Below are 26,842 nucleotides of genomic sequence, written 5' to 3' on the forward strand. Positions count from 1 at the left end.
GGCTCGCGCCCTCGCGCGCCAGCCCACGCGTCAAAAGCGATGATCCGGCGACTGCGGTGGCGCAATGGCCGCTAGCGAGGGAACGAAAATTGCTTACCCGTTTCCATCGTTGCCGTTCGAGCGTAGTGTTCGTCTGTATTGCGCATCAATATACAAACTGATATCTGAGGCGAAGGAGCAACATTGCATACGACCACGAAGGCTGCATGACGACCAAAAAGGTACCTCTCGCCAATCTCAACTGGGATGATGTGCGCCTGTTCCTGCATATCAATCGCACTGGCAGCCTGTCGCAGGCGGCCAGGCAACTCCACATCGATCACTCTACGGTCAGCCGTCGTCTGTCACAGCTGGAGCTGTGCTTGGGCGGTCCCCTGTTCGAACGTCGCCGCGCCGGACTCAAGCCGACGGAGCTGGCACATGTCCTTGCGCTTCAGGCTGACAACATGGAGCGCGCGGTCCTGTCGCTGCAGGAAGAACTGGGCGGAACCGACAGAGAGCCGTCGGGCAGCGTGCGCATCGCCATGATGGAGGGCATCGGCACCACCTTTGTGGCTCGCCACCTCGACACGCTGCTGTGCAAGCACGCCAAGTTGCGGGTGGAACTCGTGACTTCCCCCTCGGTTGTCAATGTTAGCCGCAGGGAAGCCGACGTCTTCGTCAGCTTTTTCAAGCCGATCGGTCAGGGTCTCGCATGCGAGACGGCGGGTTCGTTCGCTCTGTATCTGTATGCCTCGCGGAGCTATCTCGAGAGACACGGAACACCCGCGAGTCTGGCCGACCTCCCGAAGCACCAGTTCGTAGGATATCTCGACGACCTGATTCAGCTCGACGCTGTACGCTGGCTCGATGAACTGATCTCAAGACCTCACATGAGTTTCCAGTCCAACAGCATGCTGGCGCAGATGGCCGCCGCAGCCTCTGGGCTGGGGCTGGTGTTGCTGCCCAAGTTCTCCGTGGTGAAAGAGGAGACCCTAGTACCGGTGCTCGCTGATACGGCGAGGGCGATGCGAACGCTTTGGGTGAGCGTGCACCATGATCTCCAATACTCCGCCCGAATCCGGGCCGTCACCGAGTACCTGCAGCAGTTCTTTGAGTCAGAGCAAGAATGGCTTAACGGTCCCCCCGACGTGGATCCGCGTGGCTACTAACGCGCCCGTGTTTGGCCCCGTCCGGAGGCATTCTGAATGCGGCCCCGGCGAAGGGGGCCCTCGGGACCGCGACCGTTTCGCTGCGCGCGGAATTTCAGTCACGCCTTTGGACTCCAGTGCGGGCTGGCCCACTCGGGTGGCGGAAGCCCGGTGCCGCGAAGGAAGCTTTCTTAGCCCACACGCTCGCCGTCGAACCATCGCAGCAGACCGGTTTCCGGGCCGCAATGGATGTACTCGAAAAACTGATCGCCGGCGGGAAGCACATAAACCTCATGCCAGGTACGCAGTTGATTGTCGGTCCCGTAGCGCTTGTACCGGGATATCGCGGCCGTGAAGATTGCCGCATGCGTCGCATGGTTCTCCGCCCAGGCCTCCATGTGGCGCAGCGAAAGAAAATGCCCGAGCGCATGCTCCTCGGGCAGTGGACGCCCCTGCGAGTCGAACGTGCGCTGCATGCGCAACGAGGCACATCCGGTAGGCAACGGTGATTCGCGCAAGTAGTCCATGCCGTTCTCCAGCGGCTGCCTGAGATTCTTCTCGTAGTCGGCCAGTTGCTCCTCGTCCATGCGTCCCCACGTATTGGCTGAGCGGATCACCGCCAGATTGTGAGGCGGGGTAATACGCCAGCGTTCGCCGTATCCAGCACGGCCGGTCTGCTCAACAAGCCCGAAGTCTTCTGGTGCATTCAGGGGATCACGCGCGGCCAGCGGAATGCGGTCACGCATTGCACCGTAGTAGCCACAGTAGGGGGTCGGATAGATCGCCACCTCGTCGCTCGACATCAGACCTGCCGGATAGTCCCGCCAGTAGATGCTCTCCTGGCGTTCACGCGGCACGCGCAATATCTCGCGCCACACGCCCGTCTTGTCGTGCAAACGCTCGTTCGAGGCCCACCACGACTGCAGCACGTCGTCAGAGCGCCAGCGTTCGAACCGACACTCGTCAACCCAGTAGGCAGCAATCACGTGATTGCGCAATCCCTGCGCGTCGGTGAAGCGAGCGTGATCAAAGGTCGTCGGCCCGGCAGCATGCGACAGCGCATTTTGTGCCCATCGAAAGAAGGCGCTTTGCTCGAGCGTCGCATCGTCCGGGCCTTGCACCGCCAGGAAGCCCACGCGCATCTGCATGCAGTCGGGAGGCAGTTGGAAGGACCAGCGCTGCACTTGGGGAACGAAGCCCTCGCGCTTGCGCAGGGGGAATCTGCGATCTGAGGGGCCGTACGCTTCCGCCGGCGCGTTCTCGATGATCATTGCTGTCATATAGTTTTCTTTAGTAGTGTGAATCAGTGCCCTACGCCAAGCAGCCTCTTCTGCAATGCAGCATCGCTCGAGAATGCGGCGGTTGTTCCGCTGTAGCGAACGTGTCCTTTCTCAAGCACAACGACCCGATCAGACACTGCCAGGCAGAAAGCCAGGCTCTGCTCGGCCAGCACCAGGGTCAGCCCAGACCGCTTGAGTTCCCTGATCTGGTCGCGCAGCCGCTGCACCACAATGGGGGCAATCCCTTCCGACGGCTCGTCGAGCAGCAGGAGGCGAGGGGATGTCATCAGCGAACGCGCAATGGTTAGCATCTGCTGCTGTCCACCCGACAGCAGCCCGCCTTTGCGAGTCGCGAACTCCTGAAGCTCGGGAAAGAGCGCATAGACGCGTGACAGCGTCCATTCTCCGCGCGCATCCGCAACTCGCAAGTTTTCCTCGACGGTCAGATCAGCAAAGATGCGTCGGTCCTCTGGCACAAGGCTGATGCCCAGCCTGGCAACCTCGAAACCCGAAGCTCGGCCGAGATCGCGGCCGCGGAAGCGCACGCTGCCACCGAGGCGACGAGTGAGGCCGAGTACGCTGCGCATGGTGGTCGTCTTGCCCATCCCGTTACGGCCAAGCAGGCAGACGCATTCGCCGTCATAGACATTGAACGTGATGTCAAAGAGAATTTGGCTAGAGCCATAGCCCGCCCTGAGCGCAAGAACTTCGAGGATTGGTTTCATGATCGGATAGGTTCGGAGAAAGCCTGTTGGTCACTGCAGTTCTGTTGCCTCGAGCGCGTCGCTCTGGCCGAGATAGACAGCCTGCACCCTCGCATCGGAACGGATCTGCGCCGCTGGTCCACTGGCGATCAAGCGCCCTTTGTCCAGCACCACGATCACGTCGGCGATCTCGAACACAACATCGATGTCATGTTCCGTGAAAAGGAGCGTGATGCCTCGCTGACGAACCTCGTCGACGATCGCTGCGACGGCTGTCCGTGTCTCCACCGGCGACATTCCTGCCAGAGGCTCGTCTAGCAACAGCACCTTGGGCGTCTGCGCGACGGCCATGGCCAACTCGAGCTGCTTCTGATCGCCGTGCGACATGGTCTTGGCCGGCAGATCCAACGCGTCACTGAGCTCGAAGCGCGACGCGAGCGTCTGGACGTCCGACTCGAAGAACGCTGTTGCCGCGCGCCAGAACGACCAGACCTGACTTCCCTGGCACAACAGTGCCGTCCGGAGGTTCTCCCGCACACTCATTTCACTGAAAACACTTGTGCGCTGGAAAGTCCTGCCGAACCCGCTGCGTACCCGAGCCTCCGGTGGCAGCGCGGTGATATCACGGCCTCGAAGTCGGATTGCCCCGCTGGTGGGTACAAGCTTGCCCGTGATGAGGTTGAACAAGGTCGACTTGCCCGCGCCGTTCGGCCCAATCACCGCTGTGATCTTGCCCTCGGGGATGGCAAAACCTACATCGCTCAGTGCCTTGAAGCCGCTGAAGGTCTTGCTCAGGCCCTCGATCTCAATTAGAACGCTCATTGGAGCCTCCGGAGTTCGGCTTCAAGATCTGGTGCAGATTGGTCAACTTTGCTCGCACGCTTGCGCGTCACAACCCCAAGCAGACGCTGCAGACCGCCGGCCAGCCCCCCGGGCGCGAAGAGGATCAGCGCACCGAGCATCACCCCGGTCACTGCGGACCAGTACTCAGTAAACGCGGTAGCTTCCTGATTGATCAACAGCAGCATGGCTGCTCCGAGCACCGGTCCGAGCAACTGATTCATGCCGCCCAGAACGACCATGTTCAGCGCCTCGGCACCCTTTGTCCAGAACAGATAGTCGGGAAAAAGTCCTCGTGTATGGAAAGCGAATAGCGCGCCAGCGAGTCCGGCCAGCGCGCCGGCGATCACGAAGGCCACCAGCTGCACCCTCGGCACCGAGGTACCCAGAAACTGCACGCGCTCCGGGTTGAGCTTCGCCGCATTGAGCAGGGTGCCAAACGGAGAGCGCGCCAGGCGATACAACAGGTACAGGACGGCGCACAGCAGCACAAGGCAGATCCAGTAGAACCAGCGCTGATTGGTCCACCCGAGCAGGTTCCCGAACTGCGGCATCGGCAAGCCGTTGATTCCCTGATCACCGCCAGTGAGATCGTTCCACCGGAAGGCCACCGCCCACACCAACTGACTGAATGCGAGTGTCAGCATCGCAAAATAGACCTTCGATCGCCGTACGCACAGCATGCCGAACAGCAATGCGAAGAGTGCCGCCAAGCCCATGCCGATCAATGTGGCCGGAACCAGCCCGATGCCCCAGCGCATGGCGGCGAGTCCCGCGCCATAGGCGCCGAGGCCGAAGTAGGCGGCATGACCGAACGACACCATGCCGCCAAAGCCGACTAAGAGATTTAGACTTACGGCGAACAATGCCCAGATCGCCACCTCGGCACCAAAGTTCAACCAGAGGCGGGAGCCGAAGATGCCGATGCCGAGCGCCAGAGGAAAGAGGATCAGAGCGAGCGTGGCTTCAATATGACTCTTCATGATGGACCTTTTTGCGAGAACGCTAGCCAATCCGCCGACCGAGAAGGCCCTGCGGTCGCAAGGTGAGGGTGATCACCATGAGTGCTGCGACAACGAACAGAGCAAGCTGAGGGAAGAAGTACACGGTGAATGAATAGGCGACGCCGTAGACCAGCGAACCCGCAAGTGTGCCGGCCAATGAGCCAAGCCCGCCGATCACCACGATGATGAACAGTACGATGATGATCTCGGAGTCCATGCCCGGAACCACCGACACCAGGGGCGCCATCAGCGCACCCGATAAGCCGGCGAGGAAGGACCCCAGGAAGAAGACGCCGGTCTGAATCCAGCGCACGTTCTTTCCGAGCAGCAGCAGCATTTCTCGATCCTGCGACGCAGCGCGGATCAGCTCCCCGATGCGCGTGCGGTGCAGCAGGAACCACAGACCGAGCACAATGGCGAACCCCACGCCGATGAGCAGCAGGTTGTAGTGGGAAAGCGTCGCACCAGCGACTTCGAAGGATCCGGACAGCATCGCCGGCCGCATCACGGATTGCTGGTTGACGCCCCATACCATTCGGACGCAGTCGGCCAGCACCAGAACCAGCGAATAGGTAAAGAGCAGCTGAAACAGCTCCTCCTTGCCGTACAGACGTGAGATGAACCAGCGTTCTAGAGCTGCACCAATTACCCCCACTGCGACTGATGCGAGGAACAGCGCGGCCACGAAGCCGACGCCCGATGCACCAAGCAACCGCGCCAACGAGGCGAGCAGGAAGGCACCCAGCATGAACAGACTGCCATGAGCGAAATTGAGAATCCCCATGACGCCGAAGATTAGCGACAGGCCCGAGGCCGTAACGAACAGCGTCATGGCCGTCGTCAGTCCACTGACCAACTGTGCTGGAACAAATGAGAGGTCCATGGCTGTGCTTTCAGATCGAGCTGACTAATCCATCAAGCCGCCGACGGCGATGCTGCGGATGTTGGTGAGAACCAGAGTCTCCGAACCGACGACCTTGGCCGCCTGGCCCCATAGATGCGCCCGATCGGCTTGCTGATCCTTGGCACGCATGGTGATCGGCCCCTGCGGTGAGGCGATGGTCAATCCCTTCATCGCCGCTGAAACCTTCATGGCATCGACTGAGTTGGCCTTCTTGATCGCCTCGACCAGGAACTGCATGGAGATATAGCCCTGGATGACCCATGAGGAAGGAACGGCCTGCTTGGTGACTTCGCGCACGCGAGAGATGTATGCCTTGTGCGTAGGCGATGCATCCCAGTTGTCGGCGTCGTAGGTATTACCCCAAATCCCCACCGGATATTCGTCACGCAGCGCTTTCAACATTTCCACGGATCCCGCCTCACCGACGGCTACCAGACGCGGCCCGAGCTGCTTGAAGTAGCCAAGCGCGTTGGCCTGTTTGGCGAAAGCATCGAAGTTGCCGCAGCAAATTACCGAGAACACCGCCTCTGGCTTTGCGGCAAGTTGTGCGGTGACGAAGGCCGTGTAGTCCGACTCGTTGAGCTTGGGCCATTGTTGATCGACGATCTGCACGTCAGGCACCAGCTTGCGCAGATGAGCGGCAAAGGCCGTGACCGCGTCACGGCCATACGCAAAGTCTGGAGCGATGGTCGCTACTCGCTTGACTTTCATGGAGGCGACGATCTCCGCGGCCACTCGGCCCTCGGTGGTCGTGTTTCCGGACGTCCGGAAGATATAGGGATGCAGCTGATCCGGGGCAGTCAGGCGGTCGGTCTTGGGTCCCGGAACGATCGTAACGATCTCGTTCTCCTTTGCGACCTGGGAGATCGCTGTTCCCTCGGCTGAAGTAAAGGTGCCGACGAGAAAATCCACTTTGTCGCGCAGGATCAGCTCCCTGGCCACTCGCACGGCTTCTTCGGGGCGGGACTTCGTGTCCCGCGGCACCAACTCAATCTTGCGACCAAGCACTCCGCCGCTGGCGTTCACCTGATCTGCGTACAGGCGCGCACCATCCAGGATAGGGACGCCGAACTGGGCGCCCGCTCCGGAAAGAATCATTGGGACGCCGACCTTGATGGGTTGGGCGCAGACCTGCGCTGTTGTAGCGGATAGCACGCCTGCTACCAAGAGCAGGGACCTCAGAGATTTCGCGAGCATGACTTCTCCTGCGTTTCGCCAACCGCCACCATGGAGAGGCCAATCCTCTCCGCACCAGCAATCGAGCGCGGCGTCGCAGTATGTTGTTCGGCACAGGCGGCGCGCAATGCCAATCTGCGCAATGACCCATGCAGCAATCGGCCAAGCGATACAACGCCAGCTCAGAGCGGGAGGGAGCCTGTTTGGGTCTTGCGCTTCGGTCCTGGCCCGATCGGGCGACGATGGCCGGACTCTCCCGCACTCACGAGGCGTCGCCAATGGCGTGGAAAATGACCGATGCCTACGGCAAGAATGGTGTGCGCTTCCATACCAAGCAGAAGTCAATCATGCTGCGCCGGCCCGAGAGCATTGGCAAGGGTGCGGAGTTCGTGATGCCAAGAAGGTGAGTTGGCGCAGCAACCCCATCAAGGCCTTTTTTCCACGGTCACCTCGCGAGTGAGGGCCCGTCCCTCGCTACAGAGCCAAGGTCACTGCGGCAGCGACGACCAATGCGCCGGCAGCTGCGACCAACGAACTCGAAAACGCATGGCTGTGCGCATACAGGAAATCAGCCACCACAGCCGTCATTGGAACTTGTATTTTCCTGGCCGGCACTTAAACAGGGGCGACCTGTCCGATGGTGCCCACACGCAGGAAATCGCCAGCATGAGCCGCGTCTACTGCTTCACTGAAGTAGAAACCCTGGGCGAGTGTCGCCGCGCCGATGGAGTTCAGGAAGCGGCGCTGCGCTTGCGTTTCCACGCCTTCAACGATGATGCCAATGCGGGACTCGCGCGCTAGATTGATGATTGCGCGGATGGTCGCTGCGCTGATCGGATCGTCGATGGCTTTTCTGAGCAGGGACTGTGCGATCTTGAGGTGATTTACGCGGTAGGTCTTGAGATACTCGAACGACGAGTATTCGGTCCCGAAATCATCGATGGCGATCTGGACGCCGAGTTCCCGTAGCTTGGGCAGCACCTCATTGCGGGTCCATGTCATCTGGGCCAAGGTCGCCTCCGTTACGTCAAACTCTAGATCGGACGGCGCCAGCCGCCATTTCGTGATGGCCCTGGCGACATCGCGAACCAGTTCACCGCCACTCTTGAGCTGGCCCGTCGACAGGTTGATTGCCATGATGAGCGGTGCCATGCCTTCGTCACGCCAAAGCCTCATCTGCCTGCACGCCTGGTCCAGCACCCAAGCGCCCAGCACGACGATGGCGCCGGTTCTCTCCGCGGTTGGAATAAATGCACTGGCATTCAGAAGGCCGCGCTGGGGATGGTTCCAGCGCACCAGTGCCTCCATGCCGACGATGTTTCCCGAGGGCAACTCGACTTGCGGCTGGTAATACAGCTCTAGCTCGTCGTTGTCGATCGCCTTTCTCAATTCGTCGCCAAGCGTGACCCGGTCGAGCACTTCCTGGTCTAGATCGTCAGAGTGAAAACGGTAGCGGTTGCGGCCTTCGTCCTTCGAACGATAAAGCGCCAGGTCGGCCTGCACGACCATGGCATCCGGTCCCGCGCTGCCCGCGACATAGGGGCAGATGCCGATGCTGGCCGAGATCTGCACTTCGTTGCCATTGAGCTGGTAAGGCCGCGCCAGCTCCTTCTGAATCTTCCCGGCCAAAAAGGCTGCGCTCGACGGTTCGCCCATGGCGCCCTGCAGCACCGCGAATTCGTCACCGCCGAGTCGCGCTACCAGGTCGGTTTCCCGGGTACAGTTCTTTAGTCGCTGGGCGACCTCGCGCAGCAGCAGATTGCCGACCGGGTGGCCGAACGTGTCGTTGACCGGCTTGAAATGGTCCAGGTCGATGTACAGGATCGCAAACGGCGTGGTGCCGCGTTGCGCCGCCGCGAAAGCATGGTGCAGTCTTGCGGTGAACGTGGCCCGGTTCGCCAGCCCGGTGAGGCTGTCGGTGCGCGCAAGAATGGCGATGTGTTCCTCCGCCGCCTTGCGCTCCGTGATGTCGATGATGATCCCCTCTACTTCGACCAGCCGTCCTTCCTTGTCGCGCACCGGGATGTAGCGGTTTTCGACCCAACGCAAGGAGCCATCCGCGGTGCGCAGGCGAAATTCGATCGAGGACCCCTGGGCTTCCTTGTCCAACACGCGCGCCATCGCCGAGGCGACCCTGGCCTGATCTCCCGGCTCGATCAAACGATCGGCCCAGTCCGGGTTCGCCAACAGGTCTGCCGCGTCGTGGCCGAATTTGGTGATGTTGTGCGAGATGTAGATCAGGGGAAACGAGGGCTCACCACGCAGGCGGTAGAGAATGGTCGGGCTGTTCTGGACAATGATATTGGCGTCGGACAACTCTCGGGTTCGCTCCTCGACCGCCTGTTCCAGCAGATTCATCTTGAATGCCGCGTCCTCCGTCATTTGCCACTTGACGGTGAGCGCGAGGGCCAGCAGGCGCACCTCGATCGGATCGAACGGCTTCTTCAGCACCAGCAAGCGATCGCGCGCGTCCAACCGTTCTAGCACCTCGACCCACGACTGGTCGGCGTAGGCGGTGCAAATAACGATCTGCAGGCGTGGGTCGTTTAGCCACAGCTGCTCGATTGTCTGGACCCCATCCCAACCCGGAGGCATTCGCATGTCCACGAATGCCAGCGCATACGGCTGCCTGGCCTGCAAAGCGCCGCGCACCTTGGCCAGGGCCTCCTGCCCCTGGAACGCGCTGTCCATGATGAAACTCACGGCGCTTGGCGCCGCCACGGTGCCGAACAACGTGGCTTCGGCCTCGTCTAGACCCGTATCGGCGGCCGGTGGCAGGAGAATCTTGCGGAAGTCTTCATGGATGACCGGCATGTCGTCGACCAGCAGAATACGGCGGTTCTGCTGCTGGTTCATGGGGCCTCCTCGGTCACATGGCGACTCGAGGTTCCGGACCCCGCCAGCGGGAGTTCCAGCGTAAACAGCGCGCCCTTGCCCGGACCGTCACTGTATGCCGTGAGCGTGCCGCCCATTTGTTTGGCGGCCAACGCGCAACTGTGCAGGCCGAACCCATGGCCTGCCTTGCGGGTGGTGAAACCATGCCCAAAGATGCGCGTCAGGTTCTCGGACGCAATGCCCACCCCGTCGTCCTTGACGCGCACGCGCAGGCTGTTTCCCACCACGTCCACCTGCAGCGTGATGCGGTGCTCCGCTTGGCTCACCCCTCCCATCGCCTGCTTGGCATTGCTGATCAGGTTCACCAGGATCTGTATCACCCGTGTCTTGTCCAGTTGTGCCAGCGGCACCGGGGCGAACTCCTTGACCACCGTCACCTGATGGCGCGCCAGCGAGTCGTCGTTCATGCGCAGCGCGTCGTCCACCAGCTCGCCGAGTTGTACCGGCTCCAGCACGCTGGAGTTGCCGGCGTACGACTGCTGCGTGGCCACCACATTCTTGATGTGGTCGACGCTGGTGCTCAGATGTCCCAGCTCTTCGATCACCTCTTGGTGCTCCAGCGCCAGGGCTTGCGCAACCTTCCTCAAATAGTCCGGCAGCAGGCGACCCTTCGCGTCCTGGGTCAGGAAGTGGCCCAGATCGGCGCTGTGCGCATCCATCAGCTGCATCGCCTGCGACAGTCCCTTGCTCTTGGAGGCGCGCAGTTTGGCGCTGACCACGTTGGCCGAGACGTTCACGCTGTTCAGAATGTTGCCAACGTTGTGCAATACGTTGGTGGCGATTTCCGCCATGCCGGCGCGCCTCGCCGTGCCCACGAGCTCGGCCTGTGCGTGGCGCAGCTCGAGGGTGCGCTGCTCGACGCGCTGCTCCAGTTCTTGATACAGAAGTGCATTTTCCAGCGAGACCGCGAGTTGCCCGGCGATGAGCGTGACTGCGTCCAGCCGCCCGGCAGAGAAGGCTCCGCGGCTGAGTCGGTTCTCCAGCAGCAGCACCGCACGCGGCACGCCCTGACTCAGGATCGGGATCACCAGCAACGAGCAACGCTCGAGCCCGGCGACGTACGGGTCTTGCAAAAAGCGGTCGTCCTGCGTCGCGTCCTCCACCAGCAGCGGCTCCAGGGTGCGCTCGGCGTAGCGGAAGGCAGACAGCGGCAACAGCCCGCGGGCACCGCCCGCCTCAACCGTGACGGGAGCCGCCTGATCATCGGAGGTGGTGCTGAGCAGCCATTGCTTCTGCTCCTCGTTCCAGAGCGCCAGAAGCACCGAGGTGGCGCCGGTCATCGTACCGAGCAGCTTCACGACACTGCTTTTCAATCCACCCAGGCTGGTTTGCGAACTCAAGGCCTGGGAGGCGCGCAAGACGCCTAGCATGTCAATGGCGTCGCCCGTACTGCCGATACTGCTGCCCGGCCGGGCCGGCTCGCTTGCGCTGGTTGCGCTGGTTGCGCTGCGCAGGAACGCATGCGTGCGATCGAGCGCATGCACCTTGGCGGTGGCGCCCCACTGGGCGTAATGCCGCCGCGCTTCGGCCATCAGCTTCTCGCCGGAACGCTGGAGTCCATGCTCCAGCAGGCACAGGGCCGCGCGTTCGGTGATCAAGGCCTGGTGCCACGGCCGCTGCCGCGATTCGACCAGCTCCTGCGCGGCATCGAAGGCGCGAGCGGCGCCACCGAAATCGCCGATGGCCCAGGCGCGCTCGGCCTCGATCCAGCGCACCAGATGCAGGAAGTTGCCCGGCGCATCCGCGGCGCGCAGCGCGAGCCAGTCGTGGCAGGCGTCCAGTTCGCCCAGGCAGAGAGTGAGCTCCTCCGGCGTCGCCGTGCGTGCACGCTGCGCCAGAGCCAACGCCTGCACCAGGTGGGCGATGGCCGTCAGGTAGGTTCCCGGAACCGCAGCCAGCAGCGGCATGGCCGCCGCGGCATGGCTGACCAGCACCGGGATGTCCCCGGCAAACGCCGCGCCCAGGGCGCGCCTGGCATGGAAATTGGCCGCCGCGACGAGATTGGCGCCTAGGCCGGCAAGGTGCGACGCCTCGTTGAAGACGGCGTCGTCGAAGCTGCCGAGTCCCTCGGTGGCGCCCTGCAGCATGCGCACGAGTTGCCGCGGCGACACGAAGCTGGCGGCGGCAGCGTCGTTGCCGGTGCGGGCGGCGAAGGCGAGTGCCGCATCGGTCTCCGCGGCGCAGCGTTCGAGCAATGGTGCACTGTCCAGAAGCGAGTCGATGGACGGAGCGTAGGTGAAGCAGGCGTCAAACAGGTCGCCTCCCTGCAGCAAGCCTTCGCGGGCACGCTGCGCTTCGCGGGCATTGTCTTCCAGCGAGATGGCCCAGTGCCCGGAAGCGAACGCAATATGGAACCGGGCCTGCGAGGCCTCGGGGTGGTATCCCCGCACTTCGCTGACATCGAGCATGCGGCGCACGACCGCCATGCCGGTGCGGTAGTCCTGCCAAGCCCCGATGCAGACGAAGGCCGCAACTGACAACGGCCCCACGAACTGGGCCGCCGGCCCGTGTTCGATCCACAAGCGCTGGCCGGCGAGAACCAGGCTCACCAGGATCGCCGGATCGCAGAAGAAGCTGGGCGCGGCCATGTGTTTGAGTAGCCGCCCGGCGGCCAGCGCGTGCGGATCGCTGGCGTTCGGACGCTGCAAATCGGCCGCCAGCGTAGCGGGGTCCAGCCAACGGCTGAGCACGGCGCTGCCCTGGCCCATTAGGGCGCCCAGTTGCTCGCGGCTGGGCAGTGCCTGGCCAAGCCGGGCCAGCACGACCGTGCCCAGGGCGACGGCCTCGTGCGGCCGGGCCTGGTTGGTGAGGCTGCTGATCTGCACGCAGGCGGCATCGGCCAGCTGCAGCGGGTCGGTGCAGCCCTGCTCGATGGAGGCGTACAAGGCATTGGCTTCATCAAGCCGCCCGAGGTTGTAGAGCAGCGCATGGCGCTCGATGTGCAAGGACAGCAGCACCGCGGCGGGCTGGCCCGTGCGGCCGAACAACGCGAGGGCGCCCGACAGGAAGCGCTCCGCGACGGCAGGGTTGAACGCGCTCATCTGGCCTGAGGCGCGGTGCAGCAGCGTTGCGACGCGCAGGCATTCGGACGGGTCATCGATGGCGTCCAGCGCTGGCAGGTACTGGTGCGCTGCCGTGGCCTCGAACTCGGGCAGCTCCCCCAGCCGCCGCGCCAGCGCCAGGTGCAGCTGCCCGCGCTCGGCCGGGACGATCCGCTCCAGGCAGGCCTGTTGCACACGGTCGTGGGCAAAGCGCACCGCCGGCAGGCCCTCGTGCTGCATCGCCAACAGGCGGTCTTCCAGCGCCGGAGCAAGCCGCTGTTCGAGTTCCTCCGCCGAGGCGCCGCTGGCGGCCTGCAGCAGCGGCAACTCGACCTCGCCGCCGAGGCAGGCCATTACATCCAGCACTTGCTGGGTCCCGGGCGTCAGGGCTGCAACGCGCCGGGCCAGCAGATCGACCACGTTGCCTCGCCCGATGTGGCGGGCGATCACCTTGGCATCCCAGGTCCAGCCGCCTTCGTCCAGCACCAGCGCGCCGTCACGGCGCAGCGCGTCAACCAGCTGCACGGTGTCGAAGGGATTGCCGTCGGTGTGTGCGCGCAAGGCCTGCGCCAGCAACGCGGCCTGTGCCGGCACCAGCCTCAGCATCTCGGCCAGCAGCGTCGCCAGTTCGGCAGGCGGCAGGTTCTGCAGGGTTAGCGACAGCGGCGGCGGATCCAGCCGGGCCCAGCGCGGCAGCATCGACGCGAGCGGGCTCAGGGCATCCACCTCGCCATCGCGATAGGCGCCTACGAGCAGTAAGCCGTTCAAGGAACCGTCGGTCAGCATGGCATGGACGAGGGCGATCGGAAGCGCGGCCGCCCACTGCAGATCGTCCAACACCATCACCACCGGGCGTGCCGGCGAGGCGACGGTGCGGAACAGGTCGAGTGCAACCTCGACCGTTTGTTGCTTCGCCGTGAGCAGATCGGGTTCGGCAAGGTCGGGCTGCTGGCCCAGCAGAAGGGCCATCTCGGGTACCCGCGCCATCTGGCGGCAGCCGGCGGGGCCCAAGGCCAGTGCGATGCGTTCGCGCAGGGTCCGCAGTTCGGTCTCGGGTTCGGCCAGCAGCATCCGACCCAGCGCGCGCAGCGCCTGGTAGGCGCCGTCCGACGCAACATCCTGGCGCTGGCTGTCGAACTTGCCCGAGACGAACCAGCCGTGCCGTGCCGCGACCATCGGACGCAGTTCGTTGATCAGGCTGGACTTGCCAACGCCCGGCGCACCGCTCACCAGCACGCCGCGCGAGCCTCCATGCAGCGCGTTCTCGAAAGCCCGTTTCAGGCTCGCGATCTCGCTCTGGCGGCCGACCAGCCGCGATGGCGGCGCCAGCCGCGCGGCGAAGTCTCGCTCCCCCAGCGCAAAGGCAGAACAGTCGCCGCACTGCAACGCGGCGCCCAGCCGCGACAGGTCGTGAACCAGGCCGTGGGCGCTTTGATAGCGTGCGTCCGGCTCCTTGGCCAGCAGGCGCAAGATGATGTCGGACAAGCCTTGTGGCAGGCGTGCGTCCAACTCGACCGGTGCGGTGGGCTCGCGCACCAGATGGTCATAGATCAACTGCAGCGCGTCACCCGCTTCGAAGGGCGGGCGTCCCGTGGCCAGCTCGTAGAAGGTCGCGCCCAGCGAATACAGATCGGCGCGCTGGTCCACCGTGCGGCTGGTGCGGCCGGTCACTTCGGGTGCCAGGTAGGCCAGCGTGCCGGCGATCTCGACAGGCTGGGTGAAGCCCGGCTGTTGCTCGGCAAACAATGTAGCCCGATCGAAGTCGATCAGCATCGGGCGCCGGTCCGCGCCGCACAACACGATGTTGGAGGGGTTAATGTCCCTGTGGATCACACCGGCCCTGTGCACGGCGGCGACGACGCGCGCCAGCAGCAGCGCTATGGAAAGCAGTTCAGGAACCTCCAGCGGCGCCACGCGCAAAGCGTCCACCAGCGCCACGCACGGCACGCTTTCAACCGCGAGTGTGTCGTCAGGCGATGTCTGCGCCACCAGTTTCGGCACATCCGCGACCGCGTCCAAGTGTTCCAGAATCCGCCGCTCGTGGCGCATCCGCTCCAGCGCATCCGGACCGATGGCTTGCTTGCAGATGGTGTGTCCCTGGCCGCTTGCTGCTCGCCGACGAACAACGCGCGTGCGCTCGTTCCAGCAAAGAATCTCATCAAGCTCCGCGTCCACGGGTGGAAACTTTGCCTCAGCCTCAGTCATAAGCGGTATTGCCATGCTTGGTTCGTCCGGTCGAGCACCCCCTTCGGCATTGCACGCGCTACGGCGTCTGTTCGCTGCCACACGCGGCGGCCAGCGGCATCGCGTGGCTACGAGGCCAGCTGCGAGTGTATGTTGTCTACTCGCTGTTGGGGGAAGGGGGAGGCTGAGTTCAGCATGGTCAATAACGGAATGCCGTGCCTCCAGCCCTTCGGACTGGTCGATGAGCGCCGAAATTCGATTCGCCCACAGCGGGGCCGTAGAGGCTCGAATCAAGGTCCAAGCCCCTACCTTCGAGCTGCTGCGGATACGCACATCAATGCGCAACCGCCCTGGAGGTTGCAACGCCGTTAGACATCCAATCAGGGGTGAGGGAGGTGCTCTTCCCGCCACGACCGGGTGGCCACAGCCACAAACGTTGGGCCACTACCCGTCACTGTGTTCCAGAGCGGCGCAAGCTAGGACGGGGTGCACAGCTTCGCTGCGTTCTAGCCCGAAGCGGAACAAACCAAGCGCAGCCATTGCCGCTTCAATCGCGGGATCGTGCGCTCGTCCAGGCGACCGACGCGGCGATGCTGCTCAAGAAGGGTTGATGCCATGGCCTTAGGAACCCAAGACGATCCGGATGAGGTGATGAACGAGATCAATATGAAGCCGGTGGTCGACGTAATGCTGGTCCTGCTGATCATCTTCATCATCACCGTACCGGTGATGAAGCACGCGGTGAACATCGACCTGCCCAGGCGACCAGCGAGCCCGAACAGACCAAGCCGCAGAACATCCTGTTCACCGTCGCGACGGACGGCAGCTACTACTGGAGCGAGACCAGGATCGACGACGGCGCGCTCCCCGGACTCCTTGCGGCCGAAGCGGGCAAGGCGCCCCAGCCCGAAATGCTAATTCGCGGCTACAAGGCAGTGCGCTACGAACGCGTGGCAAAGGCCATGTCGGCCGCACGCGAGGCTGGGGTGCGCGAGATCGGCTTCATCACCGAGCCAGACAGTCCCTAGTCAGGGACGGGCTTTTTCCTCTAATCTCACGCGGCATGTCGGCTTCTGCCGTGCCCTCGGCCTTGGGCAGCAGGCTCACCGACCAATGGCCGCCTTGCTTCTGCTGGGGCGCCAGCAGGTCATAGGTCTTGACCATGTTCAACACTCCCGAGTGGCCGTAGGTCTGGGGCGAGAAGGCCGGGTCGGTGCGCTTGAGGTACTGGCCCAGGACGCCCAGGCCCACCTTGCCTTCGGACGTGTCGCTGGCGAGCAGCGACACGGCCTCGACGAGGAAGCGTGTCCGGCGCTTCGGCGCCGGCTTGGGCGGTTCCTGCTTCGTTGGTTCGGCCTTGGCCGGCTCCGCTTTCGCGGTTGCCTTCGGCGCGACCTCGGCGATGGCTTCCGCGGGTGGCTCGGGACGCGTCCATTCAAAGAACTGGTCGCTGGCGTTGCGCAGGGCGTCGGGCGTCTTGGGCTCGCCGACGATGCAGACCGTGGCGCCGCGCTCGCGCAGCTTGCGGCACAGGTAGGCGAAGTCGGAGTTGCTGGTGACTAGGCAGAAGGTGTCGGCCCGCTGGTCGAAGAGCGCTTCCAACGCATCCAGCGCCAGGGCAATGTCCGCGGTGTTCTTGCCGGTGGCGTACTGGTACTGCAGGCAGGGTGTGAAGGCCAGGCGCACCGGGCTTCCTGCCATTTGTTGCCCAGCGTGCCTTGGTTGCCGTAGCCGCGGCGCAGAACGACGCGGCCGAACTGCGCCACCATGCGCAGCGCGTGTTCGAGGATGTCGGGCGGCACGTTGTCGCAGTCGACCAGGACGGCCACGCGTGTCTCTGTTGTTGTCGGCGTGGTGCTCATCCGGGTTCTGGCTGTCTGGGTTGAACGGTCTGTCACGGTATCCGATTCAGGGCGTCTCCGGCCAGGCGGACATGGCCGGCCGCGCTGTCGTGCTGCGCATCGAGCCGCCCGGGGCGTCTCACCCCCTTCGGGCTTCCATCGTTCCCTCGCGTTGCTCGGCGGACGCCTTCGGCCCGGCTCGTTGATCCGGGCCTGCGCGCTTCGCTTGCGTGGTGCCGGCGCCGAGAGCGGCCGTTGCCGCAGTCACCGTCTTTCCTGGGCCCATCACCTTGTCCGCGACTGTGGCCCGCGGCCGGGTGCCGTCAAGGCGCGCAGGGCCGTGTCCTCGGCTGCGCCTGCGGGCCGCACCAACCCTGCGCTTGTCTCCTTGACGGTCCCCCGTCCACGGGCTCCCTTTCGTCGCGGGCGATGAACTCAGGAAAGACGGTGGCAACGAGGCCGACCTGGTTCTTCGCGCCGACCCCATCGGAGTCCGAAGAGGGCTCTGAATCTAGGAATCCGGTGGGATCTTCTTCAACAGCCAACTTCATTGGAGAAAGACCATGCAACTCACTTCCCGTTTCGCACCGCGTTCGCCGGTGCTGCGCTCGGAACATCCCCTGTCGGATGACCAGATCAGGGCCGTGGCCCCATCCATCTTCGCCGACGCGCCCCACGAAAGCCGCTCAGAGCGCTACAGCTACATCCCCACCGCCACGATGTTGCACAAGCTGCGCGGGGAAGGCTTCCAGCCCTTCATGGCGTGCCAGACCCGCGTGCGACAAGAGGGGCGGCGCGACTTCACCAAGCACATGCTGCGGCTGCGCCATGCAAGCCAGATCACCGCCCGGGGCGTTGCCAACGAAATCATCCTGCTCAATTCGCACGATGGGACCAGCAGCTATCAGATGCTCGCGGGGGCCTTCCGATTCGTCTGCCACAACGGGCTGGTGTGCGGCGACACCGTGGCCGACGTGCGCGTGCCCCACAAGGGAGACGTGGCGGTGCACGTCATCGACGGCGCTTATGAGGTCCTGAGCGGCTTCGACCGCGCGCTGGAGTCCCGCGAAGCCATGCAGGCCGTCACGCTGGACGATGGCGAATCCCAGGTGTTCGCTCGCGCCGCGCTGGCCCTCAAGTACGACGACGAGAGCAAGCCCGCTCCCATCACCGAAACGCAGGTGCTGACGCCGCGCCGCTTCGACGACCGCCGCCCCGACCTGTGGAGCGTGTTCAACCGCACGCAGGAAAACCTCATCAAGGGCGGACTGCAGGGCCGCGCCACGAATGGCCGCCGCCAGAGCACCCGCCCTGTGCAGGGCATCGACCAGAACCTGCGCCTGAACCGCGCGCTGTGGCTGCTGGCCGATGGCATGCGGCGCCTCAAGGCCTGACCCCCAACCGCACGCGGAGGGGCTTCACGCCAACAAGGCCCCTTCGTCCCTTCGTTCGTTGGCTTGTCCTTTTTCTCGTTCAACAGGAGTTTCACCATGAATACCGCAACCCTTCAAGAAACCACCGCCATCGCTGCCGCCGTGCAGACCGTGGCCGCCATCGGCACGGGCCAGGACCTGCTGCTGGTCCCGCTGTCGCGGCTTCGCCCGTCCTCGCGCAACGTGCGCAAGAGCGGCGGCACGTCGATTCCCGAACTGGCCGTGAGCATCGCCCGAGTGGGCCTGCTGCAGAACCTCACCGTGGTGCTGTCAGCCGATGGCGAACACTACGAGGTGGTCGCCGGCCGGCGCCGCCTCGCCGCGCTCAAGCTGCTGGTCAGGCGCCGTAAGCTCGCCAGGGATCATGAGGTGCCGTGCCTGCTGGTGCCGGATGCGGCCGCGCGCACCGTGAGCCTGACCGAGAACGTGCAGCGCGAGGCCATGCACCCCGCAGACCAGTTCGAGGCCTTCGCCGCGCTGGTGGCCGAGGGACGCGCCGTCGAGGACATTGCCGCCGACTTCGGCGTGACGCCGCTGGTGGTGCATCGGCGCCTCAAGCTCGCCAACGTCTCGCCCCGGCTGCTGGCCGACTACCGGGCGGATGCGGTGACGCTTGACCAGTTGATGGCGCTCGCCATCACCGACGACCACGCGGCGCAGGAAGCCGCGTTCTATGAGGCCCCGCAGTGGCAGCGCGATCCCGAGTGGCTGCGCGATCACCTGACCCATGAGGAAATCGACGCGGGCCGTGACCCGGTGGCGCGCTTCGTTGGGCTGGAAGCCTACGAGCAGGCGGGCGGGGCTACGCGCCGCGATCTGTTTGCCGACGAGCAGAGCGGCGTGTTCCTCGCCGATGCCGTGCTGCTGGACAAGCTGGCCCGCGACAAGCTCGCGGCGGTGGCCGACGAGGTGCGCGCCGAGGGCTGGGGCTGGGTGGACGTGGCACCCCGCGCCACCTATGCCGACCTGCACCGCTTCCAGCGCGTGCGCGCGGCGCGCCGCGAGCCGGGCAAGGCAGAGGCCAAGCGCATCGCCAAGCTCGATGCCGAGCAGGCCAAGCTACAGGAGCGGCTGGACGACGAGAACGAGGCCATCGGCGACGACGAGGCGCAGGCGCGGCAGGACGCGATGGATGCGATCGGCAACGACCTGGACGCCATCGAGCGCAAGCTGCTGGTCTACCCCGTGGGCGCGGTGCCGGTCGCCGGGGCCGTGGTATCTCTCGATTCCGAAGGCGCGGTGGTGGTGCATCGTGGCCTGCTGCGCGAGGACGAGGCCAAGGCGCTGCGCGTGCAGCAGCGCGGCGCGAAGGCCGGGGACGATATGCGCGAGGCTGGCACGCAGGAGCAGACCGAGGGCAATCCGCCCGCGCTGACGATCTCCGAGAAGCTGGCGCGCCGTCTGTCGGCGCACCGCACCGCCGCCTTGCAGGCCGAGGTGGCACGCCATCCGCATGTCGCGTTGGTGGCCGTGGTGCACCGGCTCGCGCAGCGCATCGTGCTGGAGGGTTACCACGGCTCGCCGCTGAACATCAGTGCCGATCCACAGGACCGGCTGGAGCGGCACGCGCCGGACGTGGCCGATGCTCCGGCCGCCGTGGCATGCGCAAGGTGCGGGAGGCCTGGGGCCAGCGCCTGCCCGAGGACCCTGAGGCGTTGTTCGCTGAGCTGCTGGCGATTCCCCAGTCCGAACTGCTGTCCTTGCTAGCGGTGTGCGTCGGCTACACGTTGAGCGCGATCACGTCGCGCGAAGGCGACCGGCCCGCCGCGCTGCTGGCGCAGGCCGTGGGCCTGGACATGGGCCAATGGTGGACGCCGACCGCTGCGGGCTACTTCGAGTACGTGTCCAAGGCCAAGGCGCTGGAAGCCGTGCAGGTATTCGCCCCGGGTGAAGTGCACCGGCTCGCCAAGCTCAAGAAGACGCAGATCGCCGCCGAGGCCGAGCGGCTGGCCGCAGGCAGCGGCTGGCTGCCCGCGATGTTCCGCGCGCCGGAGGCCGTGACCCAGGACGCCGAGCCACAGCGCGAGGCACAGGAGACGGAGACAGCGGCTGACGACGAGGGCGCCGAAGAAGGGCCGGAACTGCACGAAGCCGTGTGAGCATGATGGGCCCCGGCCTGCGGGCCGGGGCTTTTCCCATAGGCGCGACGCGCGCGGCAGGTCTGCCGCGCGCGTTTCACATCCACGGCAACCGCAAACCCGCCGCAGCGCGCCAGCGCACGCTGCGGCGGGTTTGCGGTCGGGCCGCTGCACGGGAGCATCGGTGGATCGGAAGCATTCGCTCCTCTTGCTCCTATGTCCCATGAACCATGAAGCGGTCAGCGCGGTCTTCTTCGAGGAGTCCTACACCGTCCCGGCCGACCAGACGGCGCGCTCGCTGTTCTCACGGCTGCCCCATGGCCGCGGCTACGCGGAGCAACTGATCGAATGCTTGGCCACCGGCTACTTGGTCGCGGTCATCGAGTCGGTGTGTATTCGCGAGGTGCAGCAGCTGACGGACGCCGACGCGGAAGTGGTGGTCGGGCGTTCCATCCGCATCGACCACCTGGGACCGATCCCGCCGGGCTCGCCACTGCGGCTGCGCCGATGGGTCGAGCGCCTGAGCGACCGCAGCGTGACCTTCCGCGTGCGCGCCCATGACGCGCATGAAGTCGTCTGCGAAGCCGTCGTGACCCTGGTGGCGACGTCGCGCCAGAACATCGAGTCGCGCATCCTGGCCAAGGTCAGCGCGCTGCGTGAACCTGGCTTATGACCGCATGCCGCGTGGCGCGCGTCGGAGTGTGCCGCCTCGCCGCGGGCCGCCGTCCAGATCAGGTTGCGGCATTCCCGAGCCACCTACCAGCAGCGCCCGATGCCGCCGAGGCCGGGTTCTCGCACCAAGCCGGTCCGCCATACGCTTCCACGCCGCGCTGGCGCTGCCGGCGCCGATGCCGGGATCGGATCGCTCGCGCTGGGGACCGACCGTGACGGCGGCAGGGTGCGGACGGTGCCGGTGGTGTTCGTGGGGCTGAGCGTCGGCCATGACCCCTTGCGGTGGTGGTCGCGCCCAGGGCGGCCTTGGCTTGTCGTGAATCCTGGCGATGCAGCGGCTAAAGCCTCGGGCTTCATGGCAGCAACCGTCCGCCCCGAACAAATTTCCCCGCCTTTGTCACTGCGTTCGGCCGCTTCCTCGCGAGACAAATTTCTTCGGGCACTCCCGGTCCTCCACGCTGTTGCGGCCTCTTCGCTCCGCTACGAGGTGCAGCCCGCCCGTGCCTCGCCCTTCGGATCACCGACAAGGCCGCGATGGGCGCGACCAGTCAACCACCACAAGGAGTTTCATCATGGCAAACATCGGCACCTTCACCGCACAGAACAACGGCTTCATCGGCACCGTCCGCACCCTGACGCTCAACGTCAAGGTCAAGCTGGTCCCCAACGACAAGGAGAGCGAGAACGCTCCGGACTACCGCATCGTCGCCGGCAACTTCGAGATTGGTGCGGCGTGGAAGAAGATCAGCAAGGCGGACCGGCCCTACCTGTCGGTGACGCTCGATGACCCGTCGTTCCCGGCCACCATCTACGCCCGCCTGGTCGAGGCCGAGGACGGCACGCACCACCTGATCTGGTCGCGCAGCAAGGGCGACTGAACGCCGTCCACCCCCCGCGCCCCGGCCGCCGGCGGGGCGCCGCTTCATTTGCCGGTCGCAGCTCGCGGCCGGACTCAATGGCAACGCCCCACATCGGCGACTTTCCGTAAACGTGGCTTCGTGGCTTTGTTCCTGCAAGGGAAGCCGCTTTCGTTCGTTCGTGCCTTCCCACATGCACGTGGAATCGCCAATGCGCCTTCGTGCTTGCGTGGCCTCATGAGAAAGCTGATTCGGGGATTCGTGTCTTTCAACAGATATGGCGGCGAGCGTTCGAGTTTCTGCACGGGGTCGTAAAACCGGGCGTCCCCCGGCGAGCCGGGTCGCGCTGTCGTGCTGCGCATCGAGTCGTCCTCGCTGCGCTGCGGGCGTCTCGCCCCTCCGGCCTCCATCGCTGACGCGCTCGCGCAGCGCGAGCCAAGGCAGGGTGGAGGCGGGTAGTGGTGGCAGGGCTGGCTTGTGGGTCCGCCCACCGTATCACGCCGGTCTCGCCGTCAAAGTCTGCGCGTGCTGCGCACGCTGGCGGCCTGCGGCCGTCTGCCGAACCCTGACGGCTGCGCTGCAGCGTGCTTCTCCGCGGTCCCGGGCAATCCCGCCCGGCATTCCTTCCAAGGAGAAGACCATGACCGCACTCATCACTGACGAGCAACGCACCGTGCTGCTGGCCAACGGCCGGCAAGCTCTCGAAGACGATGGCTTTGACCCGGCCCCCGTGGTCAAGCTGTTCACGCCGGACGCCGGCGCGACGTGGTTGCTGACCGAGATCGATCCCAATGAGCCCGACCATGCGTTCGGCCTGTGCGACCTGGGGCTGGGTAGCCCCGAGCTTGGCTGGCTGAGCCTGTCGGAACTGGCGGCGGTGCGCGGCCGGCTTGGGCTACCGGTAGAGCGTGACCTGTACTTTCGCGCCGAGAAGCGGCTGAGCGCCTATGCGCGCGAAGCGCGGCTGGTCGGACGCATCGTGACGTAGCAGGTAGAGCAGGGCGCCGCCAGCGGCGCCCTGCAGCGTTCAATCGTCGGGGACTTGGTGCAGAGCGGCCAGTTCAAGCTGCACACGCGCGAGCAGCTTGTCCGCGCCTTTGGCGTCGTGCCCATAGGTCAAGGCCAGCAAGGTGAGCGGATGCACCTCCATGACCTCGCACAGTTCGTCCACCTTGCTGAGCGTCGGGTTCTTCAGGCCCCGTTCGAGCGAACTCATGTACGTGCGGCTCGATACGTCCGAAAATGCTTCCTGGCTCAAGCCGCGCGATTTTCGGAGGGATCTGAGAGCAGCAGGAAATGAGTTCTTCGGAATCATCAATGGACTTGGGGCAAGTCCAAGATGACATCGCATCGACATCTATAGGGCTACAATCTATAGGATTCATTTTGCGGATTGCCCCCGGTTGCGCTCCCGTTGGCCTGCTTTATGCTGACCCCTTGAATCCTTTCATGATGGCCCGCCCCAACCCCCATCCGGTGGTCGCCGCGCTTGCGCAGCGACCCGCCTTCCCTCCACCGCTTCCGCGCGGTCCTTTCGCCCGGAGAGGGTGTCGGTGACCACGCTCATCACCGAAGATCAGCGTCGCCAGTTGCTCGACAACGGCAAAGCCGCTGCCGATGGCCTGGAGGCTGATCCCTGGCCGGTGGTCAAGTTGTTCACGCCGGATGCACACGCCACCTGGCTGCTGGTAGAGCTCGATCCGCACGACGAAGACACGGCCTACGGCTTGTGCGACCTTGGAATGGGCATGCCCCGGTTGGATCACGTGCGCTTGTCCGACCTACAGAGCATTCGCGGTCCGCGCGACCTGCCGGTGCTGCGCGATAAGCACTTCGTGCCCCAGCGTCCGCTGTCGGAATATGTGCGTCGCGCTGAGGCCGACGGCTCGATCAACGATTGAAGTAGGCCGTCCCGTCGCGCCATGGCTTCCGCCCGCCGAGGTTGTAGGTAATCAAAGTTATCGAACCTGTTCATCCTGTTCATCCAGTTCATCTTCAACTCATGCCTACTGACGTCCCCGGAGCAGCCGGCTATGCGCGAACGCCTCCGCCCTGGCCGCTCAATACGACAGCATCACCTTCGCCGAGGTCCATCGCGACCTGATTCACCTGTTTCCCTGCGCCGCCTGCTGCAGTACTCGACATCGGCGCGGGTTCTGGCCGGGATGCTGCCGCGCTGGCTCGCCGCGGTCATCAGGTCGTTGCAGTGGAGCCCACGGACGAGCTGCGCCGCGAAGGCGAGCGCCTCCATGGGGCACTGCAATCGATTGGGTGGAAGACCATCTGCCAACGCTGAACGTGCTGCGGCAGGCAAAGCGGCGCTTCGAGTTGGTCCTCCTCACCGCCGTATGGATGCACCTGGACTTACTTGAGCGCGAGCGCATTTTCGGACTCGAAACATCAGGAGCGGAGTTTCGCTCAGCGGGCAGCGTCGAGCGCTGAGCAACTTGAGGGCCTCAGCGTCTGCTTTTGGCGCCTTGCCAACCTGGCCGAGCGTGAGTCGCCTCTGGGGCCATAACCGGACGGTCGGCCGCGCCGGACCAATTCGCCCCAAAGCTGCCGGTCGCCATTCTGCCCAGACTTATATAGCCTCGCGACACGCGCAAATCCAGCTATGCAACTCTGCGTCGCGATCATGTTCCGAGCTGCTTTGATACCGAGGCTCGGGGTATACAGCGAGGTTGACTACGGCAAGTTCCTCCTGCCGGTTCACATAAATGCGCTGGCCTGAGTGGCCCATCGCGAACATGCCGCCGTCATCGGTCAGCCACCACCCGAATCCGTAACCCGTCAACCCTAGGGACTTGCGCGAGGGGTGAAAGGTCTCAGGGATATCGAAGGCACGCTGACCCACGGCGTCACTCCATTCTTCCGGCAGAACTTGTACCCCATCCAGGCTGCCACCCGCGGCTACCAGGGCGGCTAGGCGTCCCATGTCCCGAAGCGACATCCCTGCACGACTACCAGCGATCTCCTGTCCGTCTGTAGACTCCAAGGTGTAGAACGCTTCGTCCTCCATGCCGCAAGGCTGCCAGATCGTCTTTGACATGTAGTCGGCGAGCGTCTGTCCTGTGGCAGCGCACAGGACGCAACCCAACAAGTAGGTGTCCGCGGTGTTGTAGTGCCATGTCGAGCCGGGCTCATGCAGCTCAGGCAGCGTTTGAAGCATCCTCAGAACGCCCCCGGGGATCTTGTCCGCCAGCGACTTGCTGTACCGGTTCACGTCGGAATTCTTGTCCGTGTAGACCTCTGTCCACGCCACACCCGAGGACATGTTGAGCAACTGCCGGACGGTGACACGCGCGTAAGCCGACCCCAGCAATTGCGGCATGTAGCGGGTCACTTCGTCGTCGAGACTCTTGATCGCACCGTCTCGCACTGCAGCCCCCACCAAGAGCGCCGTCATTGATTTGACTGTCGACATCGTGCTCCAGCGCTCGCCTGGCTGGAGTCCTAGGCCATAACGCTCCAGAAGGACCTGCCCTCTCTTGATGACGAGCAAGCCCGCCACGCTGTTGCGGTCCATGAAGGTCTCCACCGTCCTGGCCTCTCCCTGATGCTCGTAGCGGAGCTCAAGCTCTTCGCCCCGCTGCACGGGCCGAACGTTTGGGCCACGTTGGATCACCCGAGTAGCGAATAGCCGGTCAACGATGCGGTAGCCGTACGACTGCAGACACGGCGACCACAGCAGGAAGTCCTCACTGCGAGGCAAATGCGCTCTCGGCAATGCCAGACGCGTGGTGGTGCGCTTAATGACGTTCACATCAGACATGGTGTCGCTCAGTCGTTCTGAACGCCAAGGCGCTGGATGATTGGACCCCACACGGTGGCTTCATCGCGCATGGTCTTCGCGACGGCGTCAGGTCCCGGAGCTGTTGGCGGTTCCATGAACAGAGCTTGCATGCGAGCCTTCATGGCCGGATCAGCCCAGAACTTGTTCGTCTCCTCGTTCAAGCGCGCGATCACTTCCTTGGGCGTCCCCTTCGGGGCCATCAGGCCATACCAGCCCCCTGCAGGGAAATCCTTCATGCCCACCTCGTAGACCGTGGGCACGTCCGGGAGCGCCGCCGAGCGTTTGTCACTGAAGACCAGCAGCGGCACGATCTTGCCCGTTCGAACCTGTGGCACGACGCTTGTGAGCGCGTCGGCCGTGATCTGCGTCTCGCCGCCGAGCAAGCCCACCATCGCCGGGGCTGCGCCCCTGTATGGAACGTGCGTCATCTGCAGCTTGTAGTGCTGAGCGACGAACTCCACGTTCAAATGCGTCGAATTGCCCTTACCCGCTGAGCCAAAGTTCAAGGAGCCGGGCGTTGCTCGCGCTTTCTTCACCAAGTCGTCAAAGTTTTTGATACCCGTTGCCGAACTGGTCACCAGCACTTGCGCGGTTCCCGCGAGCATCAGCACGGGGTCGAAATCCTTGACCGGGTCGTAGGTCAGGGTCTTGTACGAGAAAGGGTTCAGCGACATGTTGGATGTGCTTCCAAACAAAAACGTGTATCCGTTCGCGGGCTGCCGTGCGACGTAGCTTGCTGCGACGCTGCCATTCGCCCCGGCTCGGTTGTCGATGACCACCGGCTGACCCAGTGCCTTGGTCATGTAGTCGGCCCAGGCGCGCGCCAGACTGTCCGCGGCGCCGCCTGCGGGAAGCGGCACGACGGCGGTGATTGGCTTGTTGGGGTACGCCGGCTGCGCATGGCCGGGCACGCTAAACAGCCCGATCAGGCTGAATGCGGCAGATAGAACGAGCGGTTTGACGGCCATGTCAGTGGGTTATCGAGTTGATATGAACTCATGCTAGGCAGT

Annotated in this window: 22 protein-coding genes and 2 pseudogenes; 11 read left to right on the forward strand and 13 right to left on the reverse strand. The window is 64.4% G+C overall.

Annotation, left to right across the window (positions count from 1 at the left end):
* Positions 1 to 206: 206 nt before the first annotated feature.
* A complete protein-coding gene (locus ACSFBC_RS25360; protein WP_435513100.1) occupies positions 207 to 1,151 on the forward strand; it encodes a LysR family transcriptional regulator in 945 nt (314 codons plus the stop codon).
* 170 nt (positions 1,152 to 1,321) lie between these two features.
* On the opposite strand, the gene ACSFBC_RS25365 is transcribed toward ACSFBC_RS25360, so the two are convergent.
* The 6 genes from ACSFBC_RS25365 to ACSFBC_RS25390 are packed head-to-tail and all read right to left on the reverse strand — an operon-like array spanning position 1,322 to position 7,059.
* Entirely contained in the window at positions 1,322 to 2,401 is a 1,080-nt protein-coding gene (locus tag ACSFBC_RS25365) for a phenylacetaldoxime dehydratase family protein (protein ID WP_435513101.1), read from the reverse strand.
* A 32-nt stretch (positions 2,402 to 2,433) separates the two neighbouring features.
* A complete protein-coding gene (locus ACSFBC_RS25370) occupies positions 2,434 to 3,135 on the reverse strand; it encodes an ABC transporter ATP-binding protein (RefSeq protein ID WP_435513102.1) in 702 nt (233 codons plus the stop codon).
* A gap of 30 nt (positions 3,136 to 3,165) precedes the next feature.
* A complete protein-coding gene (locus ACSFBC_RS25375; RefSeq protein ID WP_435513103.1) occupies positions 3,166 to 3,936 on the reverse strand; it encodes an ABC transporter ATP-binding protein in 771 nt (256 codons plus the stop codon).
* Entirely contained in the window at positions 3,933 to 4,937 is a 1,005-nt protein-coding gene (locus ACSFBC_RS25380) for a branched-chain amino acid ABC transporter permease (RefSeq protein WP_435513104.1), read from the reverse strand. The genes ACSFBC_RS25375 and ACSFBC_RS25380 overlap by 4 nt, the downstream gene beginning before the upstream one ends.
* 22 nt (positions 4,938 to 4,959) lie before the next feature.
* Positions 4,960 to 5,841: a branched-chain amino acid ABC transporter permease gene (locus tag ACSFBC_RS25385; RefSeq protein WP_435513105.1), complete on the reverse strand. Its 882-nt coding sequence runs from the start codon at positions 5,839 to 5,841 to the stop codon at positions 4,960 to 4,962.
* A gap of 24 nt (positions 5,842 to 5,865) precedes the next feature.
* A complete protein-coding gene (locus tag ACSFBC_RS25390) occupies positions 5,866 to 7,059 on the reverse strand; it encodes an ABC transporter substrate-binding protein (RefSeq protein ID WP_435513106.1) in 1,194 nt (397 codons plus the stop codon).
* Positions 7,060 to 7,280: 221 nt separating this feature from the next.
* Between ACSFBC_RS25390 and ACSFBC_RS25395 the strand changes: the two genes are divergently transcribed.
* Positions 7,281 to 7,445 carry a hypothetical protein gene (locus ACSFBC_RS25395; protein ID WP_435513213.1) on the forward strand — a complete coding sequence of 55 codons (165 nt, stop codon included), beginning with the start codon at positions 7,281 to 7,283 and terminating at the stop codon, positions 7,443 to 7,445.
* A 208-nt stretch (positions 7,446 to 7,653) separates the two neighbouring features.
* Here the strand turns inward: ACSFBC_RS25395 and ACSFBC_RS25400 are convergent, their stop codons facing one another.
* The 3 genes from ACSFBC_RS25400 to ACSFBC_RS25410 form a co-directional block, all read right to left on the reverse strand.
* Positions 7,654 to 9,894, reverse strand: a complete 2,241-nt coding sequence (locus ACSFBC_RS25400) for a putative bifunctional diguanylate cyclase/phosphodiesterase (RefSeq protein ID WP_435513107.1) — start codon at positions 9,892 to 9,894, stop codon at positions 7,654 to 7,656.
* Positions 9,891 to 15,149: a trifunctional serine/threonine-protein kinase/ATP-binding protein/sensor histidine kinase gene (locus ACSFBC_RS25405; protein WP_435513108.1), complete on the reverse strand. Its 5,259-nt coding sequence runs from the start codon at positions 15,147 to 15,149 to the stop codon at positions 9,891 to 9,893. The genes ACSFBC_RS25400 and ACSFBC_RS25405 overlap by 4 nt, the downstream gene beginning before the upstream one ends.
* A 515-nt stretch (positions 15,150 to 15,664) precedes the next feature.
* Positions 15,665 to 15,907, reverse strand: coding sequence for a hypothetical protein (locus ACSFBC_RS25410; protein ID WP_435513214.1), 243 nt, complete (start codon positions 15,905 to 15,907; stop codon positions 15,665 to 15,667).
* On the opposite strand from ACSFBC_RS25410, the pseudogene ACSFBC_RS25415 reads away from it, so the two are divergent.
* Positions 15,810 to 16,186, forward strand: a pseudogene (locus ACSFBC_RS25415) (ExbD/TolR family protein). The gene ACSFBC_RS25410 and the pseudogene ACSFBC_RS25415 overlap by 98 nt on opposite strands.
* On the opposite strand, the gene ACSFBC_RS25420 reads toward ACSFBC_RS25415, so the two are convergent.
* Positions 16,164 to 16,859: an NYN domain-containing protein gene (locus tag ACSFBC_RS25420; protein WP_435513109.1), complete on the reverse strand. Its 696-nt coding sequence runs from the start codon at positions 16,857 to 16,859 to the stop codon at positions 16,164 to 16,166. The pseudogene ACSFBC_RS25415 and the gene ACSFBC_RS25420 overlap by 23 nt on opposite strands.
* 703 nt (positions 16,860 to 17,562) lie before the next feature.
* Between ACSFBC_RS25420 and ACSFBC_RS25425 the strand changes: the two genes are divergently transcribed.
* The 5 genes and pseudogenes from ACSFBC_RS25425 (at position 17,563) to ACSFBC_RS25445 (ending at position 23,027) form a co-directional block, all read left to right on the forward strand.
* Complete coding sequence (locus ACSFBC_RS25425; RefSeq protein ID WP_435513110.1) at positions 17,563 to 18,393, forward strand: DUF932 domain-containing protein; 831 nt, start codon at positions 17,563 to 17,565, stop codon at positions 18,391 to 18,393.
* A 96-nt stretch (positions 18,394 to 18,489) separates the two neighbouring features.
* A pseudogene (locus ACSFBC_RS25430) lies at positions 18,490 to 20,531 on the forward strand (ParB/RepB/Spo0J family partition protein).
* A gap of 202 nt (positions 20,532 to 20,733) precedes the next feature.
* Positions 20,734 to 21,183, forward strand: a complete 450-nt coding sequence (locus ACSFBC_RS25435) for a thioesterase family protein (protein ID WP_435513111.1) — start codon at positions 20,734 to 20,736, stop codon at positions 21,181 to 21,183.
* Between the two features lie 571 nt (positions 21,184 to 21,754).
* On the forward strand, positions 21,755 to 22,060 hold the full coding sequence (locus ACSFBC_RS25440; protein ID WP_435513112.1) for a DUF736 domain-containing protein: 306 nt from the start codon (positions 21,755 to 21,757) through the stop codon (positions 22,058 to 22,060).
* A gap of 619 nt (positions 22,061 to 22,679) precedes the next feature.
* Positions 22,680 to 23,027 carry a DUF2958 domain-containing protein gene (locus ACSFBC_RS25445; RefSeq protein WP_435513113.1) on the forward strand — a complete coding sequence of 116 codons (348 nt, stop codon included), beginning with the start codon at positions 22,680 to 22,682 and terminating at the stop codon, positions 23,025 to 23,027.
* A gap of 39 nt (positions 23,028 to 23,066) precedes the next feature.
* On the opposite strand, the gene ACSFBC_RS25450 is transcribed toward ACSFBC_RS25445, so the two are convergent.
* Positions 23,067 to 23,354, reverse strand: coding sequence for a helix-turn-helix domain-containing protein (locus ACSFBC_RS25450; RefSeq protein ID WP_435513114.1), 288 nt, complete (start codon positions 23,352 to 23,354; stop codon positions 23,067 to 23,069).
* A gap of 238 nt (positions 23,355 to 23,592) precedes the next feature.
* On the opposite strand from ACSFBC_RS25450, the gene ACSFBC_RS25455 reads away from it, so the two are divergent.
* From ACSFBC_RS25455 to ACSFBC_RS25465, 3 genes are all read left to right on the forward strand, one after another.
* Positions 23,593 to 23,940 carry a DUF2958 domain-containing protein gene (locus tag ACSFBC_RS25455; RefSeq protein WP_435513115.1) on the forward strand — a complete coding sequence of 116 codons (348 nt, stop codon included), beginning with the start codon at positions 23,593 to 23,595 and terminating at the stop codon, positions 23,938 to 23,940.
* Between the two features lie 275 nt (positions 23,941 to 24,215).
* On the forward strand, positions 24,216 to 24,335 hold the full coding sequence (locus tag ACSFBC_RS25460) for a hypothetical protein (RefSeq protein ID WP_435513208.1): 120 nt from the start codon (positions 24,216 to 24,218) through the stop codon (positions 24,333 to 24,335).
* The gene (locus ACSFBC_RS25465; protein WP_435513116.1) at positions 24,311 to 24,481 is read left to right on the forward strand and encodes a hypothetical protein; all 171 of its coding nucleotides are present in this window, start codon (positions 24,311 to 24,313) and stop codon (positions 24,479 to 24,481) included. Before ACSFBC_RS25460 ends, ACSFBC_RS25465 begins: the two co-directional genes overlap by 25 nt.
* Before the next feature lie 139 nt (positions 24,482 to 24,620).
* On the opposite strand, the gene ACSFBC_RS25470 is transcribed toward ACSFBC_RS25465, so the two are convergent.
* Together ACSFBC_RS25470 and ACSFBC_RS25475 are read right to left on the reverse strand one after the other, a co-directional pair.
* Positions 24,621 to 25,811: a serine hydrolase domain-containing protein gene (locus tag ACSFBC_RS25470; protein ID WP_435513117.1), complete on the reverse strand. Its 1,191-nt coding sequence runs from the start codon at positions 25,809 to 25,811 to the stop codon at positions 24,621 to 24,623.
* 8 nt (positions 25,812 to 25,819) lie between these two features.
* The gene (locus ACSFBC_RS25475; protein ID WP_435513118.1) at positions 25,820 to 26,800 is read right to left on the reverse strand and encodes a Bug family tripartite tricarboxylate transporter substrate binding protein; all 981 of its coding nucleotides are present in this window, start codon (positions 26,798 to 26,800) and stop codon (positions 25,820 to 25,822) included.
* Positions 26,801 to 26,842 lie beyond the last annotated feature (42 nt).

The organism is Variovorax frigidus (assembly GCF_051216515.1).
In the GTDB taxonomy this organism is placed as follows: Bacteria; Pseudomonadota; Gammaproteobacteria; order Burkholderiales; family Burkholderiaceae_C; genus Variovorax.

Coding starts and splice junctions, on each gene's coding strand:
- ACSFBC_RS25390 (WP_435513106.1), bottom strand. CDS start 7,059: ATGCTCGCGAAATCTCTGAGGTCCCTGCTCTTGGTAGCAGGCGTGCTA.
- ACSFBC_RS25440 (WP_435513112.1), top strand. CDS start 21,755: ATGGCAAACATCGGCACCTTCACCGCACAGAACAACGGCTTCATCGGC.
- ACSFBC_RS25395 (WP_435513213.1), top strand. CDS start 7,281: ATGGCCGGACTCTCCCGCACTCACGAGGCGTCGCCAATGGCGTGGAAA.
- ACSFBC_RS25400 (WP_435513107.1), bottom strand. CDS start 9,894: ATGAACCAGCAGCAGAACCGCCGTATTCTGCTGGTCGACGACATGCCG.
- ACSFBC_RS25425 (WP_435513110.1), top strand. CDS start 17,563: ATGCAACTCACTTCCCGTTTCGCACCGCGTTCGCCGGTGCTGCGCTCG.
- ACSFBC_RS25410 (WP_435513214.1), bottom strand. CDS start 15,907: ATGTTCACCGCGTGCTTCATCACCGGTACGGTGATGATGAAGATGATC.
- ACSFBC_RS25435 (WP_435513111.1), top strand. CDS start 20,734: ATGAACCATGAAGCGGTCAGCGCGGTCTTCTTCGAGGAGTCCTACACC.
- ACSFBC_RS25360 (WP_435513100.1), top strand. CDS start 207: ATGACGACCAAAAAGGTACCTCTCGCCAATCTCAACTGGGATGATGTG.
- ACSFBC_RS25375 (WP_435513103.1), bottom strand. CDS start 3,936: ATGAGCGTTCTAATTGAGATCGAGGGCCTGAGCAAGACCTTCAGCGGC.
- ACSFBC_RS25385 (WP_435513105.1), bottom strand. CDS start 5,841: ATGGACCTCTCATTTGTTCCAGCACAGTTGGTCAGTGGACTGACGACG.
- ACSFBC_RS25370 (WP_435513102.1), bottom strand. CDS start 3,135: ATGAAACCAATCCTCGAAGTTCTTGCGCTCAGGGCGGGCTATGGCTCT.
- ACSFBC_RS25475 (WP_435513118.1), bottom strand. CDS start 26,800: ATGGCCGTCAAACCGCTCGTTCTATCTGCCGCATTCAGCCTGATCGGG.
- ACSFBC_RS25450 (WP_435513114.1), bottom strand. CDS start 23,354: ATGATTCCGAAGAACTCATTTCCTGCTGCTCTCAGATCCCTCCGAAAA.
- ACSFBC_RS25445 (WP_435513113.1), top strand. CDS start 22,680: ATGACCGCACTCATCACTGACGAGCAACGCACCGTGCTGCTGGCCAAC.
- ACSFBC_RS25380 (WP_435513104.1), bottom strand. CDS start 4,937: ATGAAGAGTCATATTGAAGCCACGCTCGCTCTGATCCTCTTTCCTCTG.
- ACSFBC_RS25365 (WP_435513101.1), bottom strand. CDS start 2,401: ATGATCATCGAGAACGCGCCGGCGGAAGCGTACGGCCCCTCAGATCGC.
- ACSFBC_RS25470 (WP_435513117.1), bottom strand. CDS start 25,811: ATGTCTGATGTGAACGTCATTAAGCGCACCACCACGCGTCTGGCATTG.
- ACSFBC_RS25420 (WP_435513109.1), bottom strand. CDS start 16,859: ATGGCAGGAAGCCCGGTGCGCCTGGCCTTCACACCCTGCCTGCAGTAC.